Annotated in this window: 6 protein-coding genes; 2 read left to right on the top strand and 4 right to left on the bottom strand. The window is 53.4% G+C overall.

The features are described from left to right. Positions 1-8: 8 nt before the first annotated feature. The 3 genes from ACAW87_RS11950 to ACAW87_RS11960 all read right to left on the bottom strand — a co-directional run bounded on the left by ACAW87_RS11950 (position 9) and on the right by ACAW87_RS11960 (position 12541). Entirely contained in the window at positions 9-9854 is a 9846-nt protein-coding gene (locus ACAW87_RS11950) for a hypothetical protein (protein WP_370723627.1), read from the bottom strand. A gap of 325 nt (positions 9855-10179) precedes the next feature. Then, positions 10180-11409, bottom strand: a complete 1230-nt coding sequence (locus ACAW87_RS11955) for a response regulator transcription factor (RefSeq protein ID WP_370723628.1) — start codon at positions 11407-11409, stop codon at positions 10180-10182. Between the two features lie 346 nt (positions 11410-11755). Next, positions 11756-12541 carry a hypothetical protein gene (locus ACAW87_RS11960; protein ID WP_370723629.1) on the bottom strand — a complete coding sequence of 262 codons (786 nt, stop codon included), beginning with the start codon at positions 12539-12541 and terminating at the stop codon, positions 11756-11758. A gap of 365 nt (positions 12542-12906) precedes the next feature. Between ACAW87_RS11960 and ACAW87_RS11965 the strand changes: the two genes are divergently transcribed. Beyond that, positions 12907-14151: an NAD(P)/FAD-dependent oxidoreductase gene (locus ACAW87_RS11965; RefSeq protein WP_370723630.1), complete on the top strand. Its 1245-nt coding sequence runs from the start codon at positions 12907-12909 to the stop codon at positions 14149-14151. Positions 14152-14170: 19 nt separating this feature from the next. Continuing rightward, entirely contained in the window at positions 14171-14512 is a 342-nt protein-coding gene (locus ACAW87_RS11970; protein WP_370723631.1) for an avidin-fold protein, read from the top strand. A 9-nt stretch (positions 14513-14521) separates the two neighbouring features. Here the strand turns inward: ACAW87_RS11970 and ACAW87_RS11975 are convergent, their stop codons facing one another. Then, positions 14522-16927 (bottom strand): glycoside hydrolase family 127 protein, encoded by a 2406-nt coding sequence (locus tag ACAW87_RS11975; protein ID WP_370723632.1) that lies wholly within the window; start codon positions 16925-16927, stop codon positions 14522-14524. Between the last annotated feature and the right edge of the window lie 289 nt (positions 16928-17216).

A 17216-nucleotide genomic window follows, 5' to 3' on the forward strand; every position in this document is an offset into this window, starting at 1 on the left:
ATGGGAGATTACCGGGTAACCAGAATGTGTTTGGTGATGCGGACAGTGGCAGTCTGTACCGTCAGGATGTAGAGACCGTCGGTGACCGTAGCGGGCAGGTTGATCGTCAGTGGATTAGAACCATGCTTACTGTATTCCTGACCGAAGACGCGCTGATGGCCAGTAATGGGTTGCACGGTCACCGAAAAATCCTCGTCGGCCGGGTTGGCAATGGCCAGTTTCAGGGTGGTTCCCACAGTTGGGTTGCTCATCACCGTCACCTCGATCGGCGCTGCGTTCATCGGCCGGGGGAAGCCATTATCATCGAGGCTGGCCTTGATGTCGATGGCCTTGGTCAGGCGGTAGTCGCAATTGGCAACCGTGGCTATTTCGGTAACGCTGAATGTACCTTCCTGAGCGAAACTAAACTTGGCCTGGTAGGTGTCCTGACTGACGATGGTGCCACCCGGCAATTCCCAGCGAATACTGATTGGGGCCGGGCTGGTCAGGTCAATGGCTACGACTGATTTTCCGGCCACCGCCTCACTGGGCATCGTGAAGAGCTGATTAACCGTGGAGAACTGCCTGACGAGGATAGACCCCTGCCCGCCGCAACTGTTTTCGTCGAGCACCGTAATCTGATACGTACCTACGCCACTGGCCTGAATGGTTGCTCCGGTTTGGGTGGTACTGTTAGGCAGTGTCCAGACGAAGGTTTTGCCCCAGGTCAGCGAAGCCGCACTCAACTCGAACGGTTTTGACGGACATACTTCCTGAGTAGCCGGAAGACCCAGTACGCGGGGTGCGGGGGCTGTCAGTGACACAACGGCCGAGGTGATAACGCACCCTTTGGCATCCTGAATGGTCAGAGCTGTTTCGCCAGTTCCACACACACTGAGGGCCGTCGGCGTAGTTACCGACAGGTTCCGCCAGCTATATTGATACGGAGCATTGCCGCCCTGCACCGTCGAGATCAGCGTTCCGTCGCAGCGGCCAAAGCAGGTCGGTGCGGTGTAGGCAATGCTGGTGCTGAACGCCGTCGCGTTGTCGGGCACAATGGCTTCGGTAGTAGCTACGCATCCCGACGCATCCGTCACGGTAAATGTCTGTCGCCCGCCGGGTAATCTGGTCACCGTGTTACCAGTGACCGCATTGCCGTTCCAGGTGATGCGGTAAGGTGCCCGCCCGCCTTCGGTTTGCAACGTCACCTCGCCCAGCGGCAGGTTGGTGCAGTAATTGGGCAGTATCTGGCTGGCGGTCGTTTTCAGCAGGGCGGGCTCGGTCAATGATGCGGTAGCGGAAGTCGAAATACCGTTCGCATCGGTTATAGTGGCCTCATACGTACCTGGGGCCAGACCCGTGATGGTGAGTCCTTCGCCGATGGTCGTGGTCGTTCCCTGTCTACGCCAGCCAATTCGGTAAGCTGGCGTCGCCGTGAACGCTACCCCGCCTGTTACCGATACCGTCGCGGTTCCGTCGTTCCGGCCAAAGCAGGAGATCGGTGTTGTCGTGATCGTTGCCACCAGTCGAGGGGGAGCCACCAGGGTCTGAGTCCGCGTTTGTTCGCATCCGTTTTTATCACTGACTACGACCCGGTACACGCCACCATCAACCGGCGACAGGCGACTGATTACACCTGTGGCGGTGATCGTTGTCTGTACCGGCGTGGTCAACTCGGCTCCACTGGCATCATACCAGCGCACGGTATAGGGTCCCGTTCCGCCTAATGTACTTATCTCAACGCTGCCGTCTTTCGAATCGGCCGAGAGGGGTTGCTTCACCAGACCAGCCAGCACTGTCAGGGCCGAAGGTTGGTTGATCGTTACCGGGGTTGCGGCCAGCACGTCGCAACTGCGGGCATCGGTAATCCGAATGGTATACGTACCTGGCTCCAGATTAGTGAGTGTCTGGGTAGCCCCGCCAGAGAAAGCAATGGGAGTACCACCGTTTACGCTGTAGGTATAGCCCCCATAATCGCTGCGGGCGTTGAGGACCAGTCGGCCATCTTTTTGCCCGTTACACGTCACGTCGGTGGCAACAATGCTGCCGGAAGGCTGAGTAGGCTGCGTAACCACTTGGCTACCAGACGCCGTACATCCGACCCGATCGGTAATGGTAAAGGCATACGTGCCTGTTGCCAGATTTTCAGCCGTTGAACTGGTCAAACCGGCCGGATTAGTCCAGCGCACCGTGTAAGGGCCTCCCGCTGCGCCGGCGGCGGTGATCGTGACAGACCCGTTGCTACCCGCAAAACACGTCACATTCTGCACGGTCGCCGCGACGGTGAGGGGCGACAATTGAATGACCTGAACGGCATTGCTCCGTGGTTGCAGAGCACACCCCTGATTGGCGCAGGAAGCGGTATACGTACCTGTCTCTCCGGTAGTAAATGTGTTTCCTGACCCAACAGCATTGCCGTCCCGGAACCAGGTGACAGTGCCGGTGCAACCACTTGCTGTAAGGGTGGACTGTTCGCCAACGCACATTCCATCGGGCTTGTTTGTCGTAATCGTCGGTGTCTCGATCCGAATAACGGCCAGTGTCGCTTCGGTCGAACTGACCGTGCCGCAGGGGCCGATCAGCTCGACCCGATAGGTATCATTCTGGTTGGCCAGCGTGGCTGTCAGCGTGTAGGTCGGATCGGTAGTGTTCAGCAACTGCCCGTTCCGGTACCAGCGGTAGCCCGTGATGGTACCGGTTGCCGAGGGGGCAAATGTGACGGGGCTACCCTCACAGATCGTTTGCGAAACAAGTGGCGCGGTGATCAGAATAGGTACGTTAACCACCAGCGTTGCTCCGGCACTAGTAAGACGTTCGTTTCCACAGGTAGCGGCTCCCGTCAATGCCACCCGGTAAGTTCCTGCATTACCCGACTGAATAGCCGCGATGGTATAGGTAGCGGCCGTAGCCCCGGCAATATCGACGCCGTTGCGTTGCCATTGGTAGCCGGTTATGGTACCGCTGGCGGTTACCGAGAACGTATACCCTTCCCCTACGCACTTGGCGGCTCCAACGGGCTGGGTGGTAAACACCGGTTTGGCATCGACCGTCAGGCTTACTTCGATGCTGGTCACCGTACCACAGGGCCCCTGCATGTCTACTCTGTATTGCTCATTATTATTGGCATTACTGGCAGTCAACTGATAACTAGCTGAAGTTGCCCCTGGAATAGCGGTTCCGTTGCGATACCACTGATAACCCGTGATGGTGCCGTTAGCTTGTACACTGAACGTAGCGTTGCTTCCTTCACAGATGGTAGTCGCCTGAGGCTGGGCACTGATAGTTACAGGCGTATTGATGACCAACACAGCCTCGCTGCTGACCAGTAATTCAGCATTACAAGTCGCGGCTCCACCGATGCGTACCCGATACGTACCGGCATTAGCGATCTGTATCGCACCTAACACCAGATTGGCTGATGTGGCCCCAGCAATATCAACGCCATCTTTCTGCCATTGATATGGCCCGATAGACGTACCTGAAATGGTGAAGGTATAAGCCTCGCCCACGCACTTGACAGACCCCACTGGTTGGGCCGTGATGACAGGCTTAGCATTGACGCCTAAAGTGATTTCGTTACTAGTCACCGTACCACAGCTTCCGATCACGTCAACCTTAAATTTGTCGTTGTCATTGGCATTGCCGGTAGTCAACTGATAGCTGGCGGACGTAGCCCCGTTGATGGCCACACCATTACGATACCACTGGTAACCAGTGATGGTGCCGTTTGCCTGTACAGCGAACGTCGCGTTGCTTCCCTCACAGACGGTAGTGGCCTGAGGCTGGGTACTGATGGTTACTGGCGTGTTGACTATCAGAACAACCTCACTGCTGACCAGTGATTCGTTGGCACAAGTCGCAGCTCCGGTGATGCGTACTCGATACGTACCTGCGTTGGCTGTCTGAAGCGCACTCAGTATCAAGTTTGCGGAGGTAGCCCCGGCAATATCAGCACCATCTTTCTGCCATTGATATGAGCCGATGGATGTACCTGTGACAGTGAAGGTGTAAGCTTCACCTACGCACTTGGTTGACCCAACGGGCTGAGCCGTGATAACTGGCTTGGCATTAATGCCCAAAGCGATGTCATTACTAGTGACGGTACCACAGCTTCCAATTATGTCGACCTTAAATTTATCGTCGTTGTTAGCCGTACTAGTCAACAGCTGGTAGCTAGACGAAGTTGCGCCCGAAATAGCCGTGCCATTCCGATACCATTGATAACCAGTGATGGTCCCAGACGCCTCAACTGTAAACGTTGCCGTACTCCCTTCGCAAACGGTAGTTCCCTGAGGTTGAGAGTTGATAGTTACCGGCGTATTGACCACCAGCACAGCCTGGTTACTGACCAGTGATTCAGCATTGCAAGTCCCGGCGCCGGTAATACGTACCCGATACGTACCTGCGTTACCGGTCTGTAAATTGGTCAGCACCAGAGTAGCCGCAGTCGCTCCGGCTATATCATTTCCGTCTTTCTGCCATTGGTATGAACCAACATTGCCTGCTGTAACGGCAAACGTGTACGCCTCACCCACGCACTTGATCGTCCCCACTGGTTGGGCCGTGAGCACAGGTTTGGCGTTGACCGTTAAAACCACTTCGTTACTAGTCACATTACCACAAGGGCCCTGTACCTCCACCTTGTACTTGTCATCGCTGTTGGCGGTATTACTGGTAGTTAGCTGATAGCTAGCCGAGTTTGCCCCTGGCAGAGCTGTACCGTTGCGATACCATTGATAACCCGTGATGGTACCGTTGGCCTGTAGCGCAAACGTGGCGTTACTGCCTTCACAAACAGTAGTTGCTTGAGGTTGGGCACTGATGATTACCGGCGTGTTGATGACCAGGGTAACTTCATTACTGACTAGCAATTCGTTGTTACAGGTCGCGGCCCCGGTGATGCGTACCCGATATGTACCTGCGTTACCCGTCTGTAAATTGGTCAGCACCAAGTTTGCGGAGGTAGCCCCGGCAATATCAGCACCATCTTTCTGCCATTGATACGAGCCGATGGATGTACCTGTGACAGTGAAGGTGTAGGCTTCACCCACGCACTTGGTAGCCCCCACCGGCTGAGCCGTGATCAGGGGTTTGGCATTAATACCCAAGGCTACTTCACTGCTGGTTGCTGTACCACAGCTACCGATCACATCTACTTTATACTTCTCGTCGTTATTAGCCGTGCTGGCTGTGAATTGGTAGCTACTGCTGGTCGCTCCTGAGATAGCCACACCGTTACGATACCACTGATAATCCGTGATGGTGCCGTTAGCTTGTACACTGAACGTAGCGTTGCTCCCTTCACAGATGGTAGTCGCCTGAGGCTGGGCACTGATAGTTACAGGCGTGTTGATGACCAACACAGCCTCGCTGCTGACCAGTGATTCGCTGTTACAAGTCCCAGCGCCACTAATCCGTACTCGATACGTACCGGCATTAGCGATCTGTATCGCACCTAGCACCAGATTGGCTGATGTGGCCCCAGCAATATCAACGCCATCTTTCTGCCATTGATATGACCCGATAGACGTACCTGAAATGGTGAAGGTATAGGCCTCGCCCACGCACTTGATAGTCCCCACTGGTTGGGCCGTGATGACAGGCTTAGCATTGACGCCTAAAGTGATTTCGTTACTAGTCACCGTACCACAGCTTCCGATCACGTCAACCTTAAATTTGTCGTTGTCATTGGCATTGCCGGTAGTCAACTGATAGCTGGCGGACGTAGCCCCGTTGATGGCCACACCATTACGATACCACTGGTAGCCCGTGATCGTACCACTAGCTTGGATTGTGAACGTTGCCAGGCTGCCTTCGCAAACAGTTGTGGTAACAGGCTGGCTACTGATAGTAACAGGTGTGTTTACCTGCAACACTACCTGGTTGCTCAAAAGAGACTCCACAGCACAGGTGGCGGCTCCACTCAAACGTACCCGGTAGCTACCCGCGCTGGCAAGCGAAAGGGGGTTAAGTAGCAGCTCGGCCGAGGTAGCTCCCGCAATGTCATTCCCATCTTTTTGCCACTGGTACGAACCCACGTTAGTCCCTGAAACGGAGAGGGTGTACCCCTCACCCACGCATTTGGTAGCCCCAACAGGCTGAGCCGTGATAACTGGCTTGGCATTCACGCTCAGCGTTACTTCAGTGCTGGTCAGGTTGCCGCAAGAGCCTTGCACCTCCACCTTGTACTTGTCATTATGGTTGATGAGGCTGCTTGTCAGTTGATAGCTGGCGCTGGTAGCTCCCGCGATGGCACTGCCGTTGCGATACCACTGATAGCCATTGACAGTCCCGCTGGCCTGCACCGTAAACGTAGCGTTACCTCCTTCACAGACTGTAATAGCCTGAGGTTGAGTACTGATGGCAACCGGCGTATTGACCACCAGTACAGCTGCATTGGTGCGTAGCTGGGTGGCATTACAACTGCCCGCTCCGGTCACGACCAGTACGTAACTACCAGGATCGCAGGTGGCACACAGATCGGTCAGCGTTAGCCGGGCGGTTGTCGCCCCGCTGATATTACCCGCTTCATCGGCCAGAACAGTTCCATCTTTCTGCCATTGGTAGGTAGCGTCGCCAGTAACGGTTGCCGTGAAACTGTAATTGTCACCCACGCATTTGGTTGCCCCCACCGGCTGGAGCGTAATGACAGGCTTGGTGCTGACAGTCAGTGTCACCTGATTACTGGTGAGCGTGCCGCAGGGACCAACTACGTCTACTTTGTATTGCTCGCCGTTGTTGGCGACACTGGTTGTCAGTTGGTAGCTGGCACTAGTGGCTCCGTTAATGGCCGTTCCGTTGCGAAACCATTGGTAGCCTGTAATACTGCCCGTGGCCTGTACTGAGAACGTAGCGTTACTACCTTCGCAAACCTGCTGGACAGTAGGCTGTGTGGTGATTGTTACCGGCGTGTTGATGACCAGGGTAACTTCATTACTGACTAGCGATTCGTTGTTACAGGTCGCGGCCCCGGTGATACGTACCCGATACGTACCTGCGTTGCCGGTCTGCAAATTGGCAAGCACCAGGTTGGCCGAAGTAGCCCCTGCAATATCAGCACCGTCTTTCTGCCATTGATATGCACCGATGGCCGTACCTGCAACACTGAAAGTATAGGCCTCACCCACGCACTTGGTTACCCCCATGGGCTGTGCCGTGATGACAGGCTTAGCATTGACGCTCAGGGTTACTTCGCTGCTGGCCACCGTGCCACAGCTACCGATCACGTCGACTCTGAATTTGTCATTGTTATTGGCGATGCTGCTTGTCAGTTGGTGGCTGGCTGAAGTTGCGCCCGAAATAGCTGTGCCATTCCGGTACCACTGGTAACCGGTGATGCTGCCGTTGGCTTGTACACTAAACGTAGCGTTGCTTCCTTCACAGACCGTAGTCGCCTGCGGATGGGCACTGATGGTAACGGGCGTGTTAATAACTAACACAACCTCGTTGCTGACCAGTGATTCGGCATTACAGGTCGCGGCTCCGCTAACCCGTACCCGATACGTACCTGCGTTGCCAGTCTGGAGCGCACTCAATAATAGGTTAGCCGAGGTGGCACCAGTAATATCAGCGCCATCCTTCTGCCATTGGTAACTGCCGGCATTGATGGCTGTAACGGTGAAGGTGTAATCATCACCCACGCATTTGGTTGCTCCAACAGGCTGGAGGGTGATTACCGGCTTGGCGTTGACTGTCAAAGCTACTTCGGCGCTGGTGACCGTGCCACAACTACCAATCACATCGACTTTAAATTTGTCGCCGTTGTTGCCAATGCTGGTCGTTAACTGGTAACTGCTGTTGGTTGCCCCCGAAATAGCCACACCATTACGGTACCACTGGTAACCAGTGATAGTCCCAGCCGCTTGAACTGCAAACAAAGCGTTACTCCCTTCACAAACAGTGGTAGCAATCGGCTGCGTATTAATCATGACGGGCGTGTTAACCACCAGCACCGCCGCATTGGTACGTAACTCCGTGGCATTGCAACTTCCCGCTCCGGTCACAACCAGCACGTAACTGCCCGGATCGCAGGTGGCGCACAGATCGGTCAGCGTTAGCCGGGCTGTGGTTGACCCGCTGATGTTACCTGCTTCATCGGCCAGAACAGTTCCATCTTTCTGCCATTGGTAGGTAGCGTCGCCGGTGACAATGGCCGTGAAACTGTAGTTCTCGCTCACGCATCTGGTGGCCCCCACCGGCTGAAGCGTGACAACAGGCTTGGCGTTAACTGTCAAAGCCACTTCAGCGCTGGTGACCGTGCCACAACTACCAATCACATCGACTTTAAATTTGTCGCCGTTGTTGGCGGTATTGGCCGTTAACTCATAGCTGGCGCTTGTGGCACCGCTAACGGCCGTGCCATTACGGTACCACTTATAGCCTGTAACCATCCCGTTTGCCTGTACGGCGAAGGTTGCCGTGCTGCCTTCGCAGACTTGCTGAGGGGCTGGCTGAGAAGTGATCGTTACCGGCGTGTTAACCACTAATACCGCTACACTTGTCGAAATTACTGTTGCATCACAAGCATCTACACCGTCAACTTCAAGCACGTAACTGCCCGGATCGCAGGTAGCGCACAAGTTCGTGAGGGTCAACTGGTTCGTTGTCGACCCGCTAATATTACCTGCCTCGTCGATCAAGTCAACCCCATCTTTCAACCACTGGTAGCCTCCGGCATTTGTAGCCGTGACGGTAAATGTATAATTGTCACCTACACACTTGGTCGCCCCTACCGGCTGAAGCGTTACGGTTGGTTTGGCCGTTACTTTCAGCATTACTTCATCACTGGTGACAGGGCCGCAACTGCTTAGAACGTCAACCTTAAATTTGTCGTTGTCATTAGAATTGCTCGTGGTAAACTCATAAATGGCAGACGTTGCTCCTGCGATAGCCGTTCCGTTGCGGTACCACTGATAACCAGTAGCTTCACCATCTACCTCCACCACGAATGTTGCGGTACTCCCCTCGCAGACTTGCTGAGGTGTGGGTTGAGCAGTAATCGTCGCCGGTTCGTTAACCAGTAAGGCAGCGGCAGTTGTTCTGATGACCGTTGCTGCGCAGGCATCTATACCTTCTACTTCAAGCACGTAGCTGCCCGGATCGCAGGTAGCACACAAATTCGTCAACGTTAGCTGGTTCGTTGTCGACCCGTCGATCCTGTCAGGTACGTCAGCCAAATCAACGTTGTCTTTCTGCCACTGGTAGCCTCCGGCGTTTGTAGCCGTGACGGTGAATGTGTAGTCGTCGCCCACGCATTCGGTCGCCCCTACCGGCTGGAGCGTTATGGCTGGTTTGGGGGTCACTCCCATCGTTGCTTCACTGCTGGTAACTGTACCACAGGAACTCGTTACGTTTACTTTGTATGTATTGCCGTTGAGCGTGTTGTTGACCCTCACCAGGTAGTCTCTATTGGTTGCCCCATTAATGGGCTCTCCGTTGCGAAACCATTGGTAACCGCTGACAATGCCACTTGTCCGCACCGTGAACGTAGCAATACTGCTTTCACACGCCTGCTGATTGGTGGGTTGGGTAGTGATGGCAGCCGGCGAGTTTACGGTCAGCCTGGCCGCATTACTTCTCGCAGTCTGCCCCTGACAAGCACCCGTGCCCGTCAAAACCAGCACATAATCGCCCGGATCGCAGGTGGCACACAGATCGGTTAACGTCAGTTGACGGGTGGTTGCACCGCTAATAGTACCCGCCTCATCAATTAAGTTAACGCCGTCTTTCTGCCACTGGTAAGTCCCCAAACCAGTATTGGTCACCGAGAACGAATAGGTATCGCCTACACATTTGGTGGCTCCAACGGGTTGTTTAGTGATTGCCAACACACATTGGGCCACCCCCTGCTGCATCCAGATAAAACTGAATAGCATCAGTAGAAGTAAGCGTGTGAAGTAGCCCGCCCCTGGGTTGTTTGTAGGTAACGAACGTAAATCAGCAGTCGAGTCCTGACTGATTTGGCACTGAACAAGTAGAGGAGGAATCATAATTGACGTAGCTGGTTGATCAGACGAAGCGATCTGATTTAACTACCCCAAACCTATTGACTCACTTCTGACTGTCCCCTACTCAGACGGGTAGTTTTGCGGCCAAATGCAAAGACTACCCAAGCGGGTAGGGCCATTTAGGCGCCAAATAGAGTATTTATACGTAAAAACAATAATAAGTTTCGCCTATAATGCTACCCGTGGATCACGATCAATCTCGTAACCGCGCCAGTAATTCTGCCCGGTTTTTCACATCCAGTTCATCGTAAATATTCTTTATATGATATTTCACCGTATTCTCTGATATGCACATGGCATCGGCTATCTCCCGATTGGAGCGCCCTTTCAACAAATAGGTTACAACCAGCTGTTGCCGCTCCGACAAGGCACTGGTATTTTTTTGTGCTACACTAATTGGTGTTGCATGATCATCCATCACTGTCGGATCCACCGGGAGCTGAAGCCGGGCCTGTTCGCTGGTCAGTCGACGTTGTTGTTTTCGAAACATGAACAAGCCAAACAGCAGTAGTACACCCACACCTAAAAGGCTTCCTATCACGGTCAGCCAGTTTAATCGTTGTTGATCGTTTAGTTGCCGGGTAAAAGCTTGCTGCTTAATTGTCTCTTTCTGGTTGTGCAGGTCAGCAATCTTTTCACTTCTGGAATACACTTCGTTGAGCGAATCCAGCACCTGGTTTACGGCGGCGAAGCCAGCCATGTCTTTCCGCCGCTTGTAGATGAGGCTTAACTCATCGTAAGCATATATCCGGTACTTCACAATACCACATGAATCAGCACACCGATTCGATGCATTGAACGCATTTAAGGCGAGATCCATGCGGTTCATGGCCGCATAAAGTTGCATTTTCTTCACTAAAATCATCGGCTGATCACAGCCGGAAGCCACCCGTAAATCCGCTAACGCCCGGTCGTAGGTCGCTTCAGCCGCCGGATACTGCTTATCCAGAAACAGCAAATAACCCTGCTGGTGAATCAGTTTAGCCTTGTCCTCCTGACTGACGTACCGAAAATCTGTTTTGGCCAAACGCGCCATCAGGTTCTCTGATTTGGCGTAGGCGTGCGTGTCGAAATAGACAAAGGCTTTTTGGGCCTGAACATTGGCGGTATTAACGGCGGGGTTAGCCGTCCTGGGAGCTAGTTGCTCCGCTTCATCCAGAAATTGGAGTGTTGTTGTGTAATCGAGTAACCGCTTGTAAGTGTACGAAAGCAAAATGGCCGCCTGGTAGTGCTCGTCTGTGCTGTAGCTGGAATTGCTTAAAATAGGTAACAGCAATGCCTGTGACTTTTCATACTGCAAGGCATTGTTATACTGATAAACACGCTCCTCAATTTGCTGAAAAGGCGTGGACTGGCACTTCCCTGTGCTGTGGATAAAACCCAGCAAGAGCACGTAGAACCAGCACATAAACGAGGAAGGCATAAACAATTTTTGATTGCGGTTGAGCTTGAGTACTACGAAGCATGCAAACGCGACAATCAGGATCTCTTTTTGTGGTAATTACTTAAATACACAAGTAAGCTATCCGGTATTCTGTCTGACCTCGACTCAGCGACCACGAATTTGGAGGTTACCAGCGAGTTAATCTATACCTATCACGAGGTATATTAGTAATTTTATGTAATCAATTAATTTATGATCAACTATATAAAGTCAAAAGTAACTTAAGACCAACTACTTGTCAGCGAGCCATACCTACGTAATAGGCTCACTGGTGAATGTGGTCAGGACTTGTATTGGTCATTTATCTACACAAACAGGCTGCTGATTATTGAGGCCGCCTATACAGAATAGTCTTGCCATCAGCTCCCTGTGTCACTTGCAGTGTTGTTTCAGAAATAGCAACAATCATCTGGCAATCGATATCAAACTTCCCGGCCGTTGTAAAACAGCCATAGGTACTCTTCTTGCCGGCACAGGCATTACCCCCGCAATCGGCTTCGTAAGTAAACACTTCGGTTAACCGCTTCTGACGGTCGTAATAGGTTGTCAAGGCTGAACCCTTGATTGTAAAAGTTGTTCTCGGATCGTCTACTGACTGCCAGGTGCCCTGAATCATAGTCAACACTGCGGGAGCAGCATCAGTCGAAGTGGTCGTTTCGGTCGCTTCAGCGATGCTGTGCCCCTGGTACAAGTCGACTTCGTTAGGCCCACTCAACGTATACATTCCTTTCCACTGACGCAGGGTGAGGGTATCGAGTGTCCAGGTACCCGCATCATCACCAGGTGCTTTGATCAATATCCGACTAGTTTGATCACCAGGCAGAAAAATCTCCGCCTGCGCATCTTCGTCCGGGGAAGCAAATAGCAGGTAGGCCACTGTGCCTTCTTTCGCCTGTAATGGAGCCAACTCAATGCCTGTTTCAAATAACCGGACGCACTTGTTTTGCACGGCCGACCACTGATAGCCCGCCGAACCTTTACAGCCATGCTCATCCTGATCAGCCCCGGCTATTGCCGTTGTGTCGGCCTTAGTCTCCGACGTTTCCTTTTTGGTTGAACAAGCCACAGTCAAGCCGATGGCGAGCGTAAGCAGGTAGCTAATTTTTAGCATATTAGAATGGATTTAAGAGAAGAGAGGTGGGTAGTGTATCTATGGCCGCATTAGAAAATGAGACAGTAGCAAATTTAGGGCAGTAAGCAACGATATCGGATCTAAGGCAGACGCGTTTGCACTCAAAAAAGCAAGTATTCGCACTCAAAACATGCAATAAATCAGCAGACTCGTTCGGTGGATACTACAGTAATCTTTAACAAGCCAGTAAAAGACGCACCTATTTTTACTGGACCGGTCAGTAGCTACGGAAGAAAACAACGTGGCACCGGAACAAACTGACGGTCAAATCGGCCTTATCTTTGACAGGCGATTAAAACCAGATCGTTTCGATTAACTCGTTTACTTCAACACGTATTCATCACATGCACATTGGCGTTATTGGTGGGGGCATCGTTGGGCTTTGCTCAGCCTACTACCTGCACAAAGAGGGACATCGCGTTACCCTGTTCGATCAGGCACCAATTGCCGACGGCTGTTCGTTTGGCAATGCCGGTATGATTGTCCCCAGCCATATTATCCCACTGGCGCAACCGGGTATGATTGCAAAAGGCATGCGCTGGATGCTGAAGTCGACCAGTCCGTTCTACGTTAAACCCCGCCTCAATGCCGATCTGATGCGCTGGGGCTGGCTCTTTTACCGCCACGCTAATACCCAACACGTCAACCGTTCCATTCCGGTCCTGCGCGATCTGAGCCTGCTCAGCAAAACGCTCTACCAGGATCTGGCTGCCAATGGTGACCTGACCTTCGAGTGGCAGGAACGTGGCCTGTTCATGCTTTACAAAACCGCCGGGGCCGAACACGAAATGGCCGAAGAAGCTGATATTGCAAACCGGGCGGGCATTGAAGCCCAACTCCTGAACGGTCAGCAGGTACAGGACATGGAGCCCGACACCCGCGTTGATGTAAGGGGCGGAATTTTGTACCCCGGCGATGCGCACCTGAACCCCAACGAGCTTATTCAATCGCTGGTCACGTACCTGAAGCGCGAGGGCGTTTCAATTCAGGACAATCAAGCCGTAACTGGTTTCGGAAAAACAGGATCGCGTATCACCTCAGTACAGACGGCGGAGGGTGCTGTAGAGGTAGACAACGTAGTAGTAGCAGGTGGTGCCTGGTCGGCCGACATTGCCCGGCAACTGGGTATAAGCCTGTCATTGCAGGGCGGCAAGGGCTACAGTTTCATGTTGCGAAACCTGACGAAAAACGTACGTATTCCGGCCATTATGCTCGAAGCCCGCGCCACCGCTACGCCGATGGGTAGCGACCTTCGCTTTGCTGGCACCCTGGAAGTAGCAGGCACCGATATGTCGGTAAACATGAACCGGGTAAAAGGCATCGTGCAATCCATCAACAACTATTACCCCGACATTCCGGTCGAGATGCCAGTTGTCGACACGGTTTGGCGCGGACTACGCCCCTGCTCACCGGATGGACTTCCCTACGTGGGCACTTCTGAGAAATTTGAAAACCTGATTATGGCCACGGGCCACGGTATGATGGGCCTGAGTTTAGGTCCGGCCACGGGTAAACTGGTCAGCGAACTGGCCAGTAATTCGGTGACCAGCCTCGATCTCGCTCCTTTCAGCCCGTCCCGCTTCGCCTGATCAACCAACGCTTTCAGGAATGCCAATTAGTTACGACAACAAAACCTTTCGGGCCGTATCCAACACGCAAAACGGCGAAACCTCGTTGGATACGGTTTTCCACTACCGGCAAACGGGCACCATTTTAACCGCCAACTACAGCGGCGGACGCATCGTAACCGGCCATTTACTGGGACTTGTTGATGAAAACGGGCATCTTGACTTTCGGTATCATCAGCTTAACACAGAAGGAAAGCTGATGACGGGTTGGTGCAGGTCGGTACCTGAGATACTGCCAACGGGCAAAATTCGGCTGCACGAAACCTGGCAGTGGACTTCGGGCGATGAATCGGCGGGCACATCAATCGTCGACGAAGACTGATATGCCCATCTACTCAACTGACCATTCGATAATACCGCTGGCGGCGTCTTTTGGCAACTGCACCATCATGCGCAATGCCCCGGTCTGCACGGGTTCGAAACGAACCTCGTCGAATTGATCTTTCGTTACGGCGTAGGGCGTTTGGGCCTTTACCTCCTGCCAATCTCCGCTGGTAGTTTGGTAAAGCAGTTTCCACGACGCCGGAATCCGGCAACCACCCCAGGGGCTATCATCAAACCAGTACACTTTCGCTTTCGACACCGTTGCGGGCTTCGCAAAGGTGTACTGCACCCATTGTAGCGTGTCTTTTTTAGGCCACCAGTGGTAGTACAGATTGTCGCGATCGTTTGAATTTTTGGGCGTATCCTGATCACTCAGCGCCATCAGCGTTTTGGTTTTGTGCGATGCCGTGATCGTGCTGGTAGCTGCAATAGTGGCGGCTGGTGTTGGCCGGGCCGCTGCCGGTTTGGTAGCCAGCCAGACCGCCATTTCGCCCGCACCCCGGTTGGCCCAGGCGTAGTACGGAATAGCCGTCAGTTTGGCGGCGCTGGTCTCCAGCGGTCCACCTGTGGTACGTCGGGCCTTTTGCACATCGCCCGTAATCACCTCAATGCCTCCCAGCAGAGCCGGGTCGAAGTTCACTTGCAGCGGCGCATTGTCCGGAACAATCAAATCGAGCACGTGACCGTCAGCGGCGTCGGGCCATTCGGCGCAGTACACGATCGGACCGCGCTCCAGGGCAATCTTATCCTGATCGGCTTTCACGTTCGGATGCGCTTCGATTCGACGAACGGGCATGGGTAAGGACAGCCGTATCACATCGCCCTTTTTCCAGGTCTGACTAATTAGCGCATACCCATTTTCGAGCTTATAGGCCAACGGCTTACCGTTGACACTAATCGTAACCGGCGTATCTGCCTGACTGGCAAATGAATACAGGTTTCCCGGCACCGGTTTATTCTGCGCCCAGCCCGGAATCCGGATGGCCAATTCAAAGGCTTTCGTTTTGGCAGGGTCAACGGTGAACGCCACGTCGCCTTTCCACGGGTACGTTGTTTCCTGCTTCACCGAAATAGCCGTTCCGGTAAGGGTCACGGTTGCGGTGCTGTTAATGAACAGATTGGCGTAGAGCCGGTTATCCCGCTGGGCGTAGACGTACCCAGGCACCGACGGAATGAACCGGCACACGTTGCTGGGGCAGCAGGCGCAGCCAAACCACGCACTACGGGCGTGCTGTCCTTTGGATTCGAGCGGATTGGGATAGAAAAAACGATCGCCACTCAGCGAAACGCCGGAGAGCATGCCGTTGTACAGCGTCCGTTCCAGCACATCGTAGTAGCGCGCATCACCGTGGAGCAAAAAAAGCCGCTGATTCCAGTAAATGTTGCCAATGGCGGCGCAGGTTTCGTTGTACGCAGACATATTAGGCAATTCATATCCGGTGCCAAATCCTTCGTGCCCACCCTCGGCACCAATGCCACCAGTGAGGTAGTATTTGTCGGCCACCACGTCGTTCCAGATCTGATCAATAGCGGTCAGGTAGGCCTTATCGCCGGTGATGGCGGCCACATCGGCCATACCCGAATACATGTAGGTAGCCCGCACGGCATGCCCCACGGCTTTGGTCTGTTGCGTCACCGGCAAATGATCCTGGCTGTACTCTTTACCGGTTCCGCGCACATCGAGCATGAACTTGGCCAGGTCGAGGTACTGCTTTTTCCCCGTTGTGCGATACAGTTTTACCAGCCCCATCTCTACCACCTGATGGCCGGGGGCATGCCGCAATTTTCCGGGACCAAATTCCCGCACCAGCAGATCAGCATTCTTAATCGCCACGTCCAGAAAAGTCCGCTTCCCCGTTGACTGATAATGAGCCACGGCGGCCTCGAACAGGTGACCACTGTTGTATAATTCGTGGCTCAGGTCCGATTCTTTTTCCCAGCGTTTCAAACCCGCCCAGGGGTGCGGATGGAGCGGGTCGATGGTGCGGGCGGTGTAGAGGTAGCCGTCGGGTTCCTGCGCTTTGGCCACATACTCGATCAGCGAGTCGAGGCGGGCATCCAGCTTTTTGTCGGGAAACGTTTGCAGGGAATAGCTGGCTCCTTCAATGATTTTATAGATATCGGTATCGTCGAACGGGTATTCGGTGCAGAACTTATCGCCTGCTTTCAAATGCCCGGCCACCAGAAAGTTATCGACCCGGCCGGTGCTGTAACAATGCTTCAGCGCAATCGGAATGGTCACATCGTGATTGAGTCGAATTCGCGGAGCCCAGAACTGATCGGTCACCTTCACCGACGTAAAAGGAACGGGCTGTATCGGATAATCGCCCTTAGGAGCCGGCTGGGCCAAACCACTGAAAAATAGGCCATTACAGGCGATTGTCAGCAGCGTATTTTTGATTGAATTTCGCATCACAGATAAGGAGTCTGGGGGTAAAGGATAGGCTCCGTTGGCTGAAGCCGACGGCAAAAACTGAAAGTCCCTTCGGGACTACACTCAGACAGTCCCAATGGGACTTTTCGCTCATTACCGTTGGCTGAATCCAACGGAGACCGAAGATAGGCGAAGATGCTGCCCGGTAGTTTGCCGTGGTGCGCGAGTGCTAATAGTATTTTAACAAATACCCGCCGCGTCCAATCAATTAAGTTGCTCAATCATTTACTTGCCATATAATCAGTCGCTTCACAACGAATAAGCGAAA

This window comes from Fibrella aquatica, from assembly GCF_041321135.1.
Lineage (GTDB): Bacteria > Bacteroidota > Bacteroidia > Cytophagales > Spirosomataceae > Fibrella > Fibrella aquatica.

Excerpts from the sequence above, each read along its gene's own strand:
- ACAW87_RS11970 (WP_370723631.1), top strand. The coding sequence starts at position 14,171 with ATGCCAATTAGTTACGACAACAAAACCTTTCGGGCCGTATCCAACACG.
- ACAW87_RS11955 (WP_370723628.1), bottom strand. The coding sequence starts at position 11,409 with ATGCCTTCCTCGTTTATGTGCTGGTTCTACGTGCTCTTGCTGGGTTTT.
- ACAW87_RS11975 (WP_370723632.1), bottom strand. The coding sequence starts at position 16,927 with ATGCGAAATTCAATCAAAAATACGCTGCTGACAATCGCCTGTAATGGC.
- ACAW87_RS11965 (WP_370723630.1), top strand. The coding sequence starts at position 12,907 with ATGCACATTGGCGTTATTGGTGGGGGCATCGTTGGGCTTTGCTCAGCC.
- ACAW87_RS11950 (WP_370723627.1), bottom strand. The coding sequence starts at position 9,854 with ATGCTATTCAGTTTTATCTGGATGCAGCAGGGGGTGGCCCAATGTGTG.
- ACAW87_RS11960 (WP_370723629.1), bottom strand. The coding sequence starts at position 12,541 with ATGCTAAAAATTAGCTACCTGCTTACGCTCGCCATCGGCTTGACTGTG.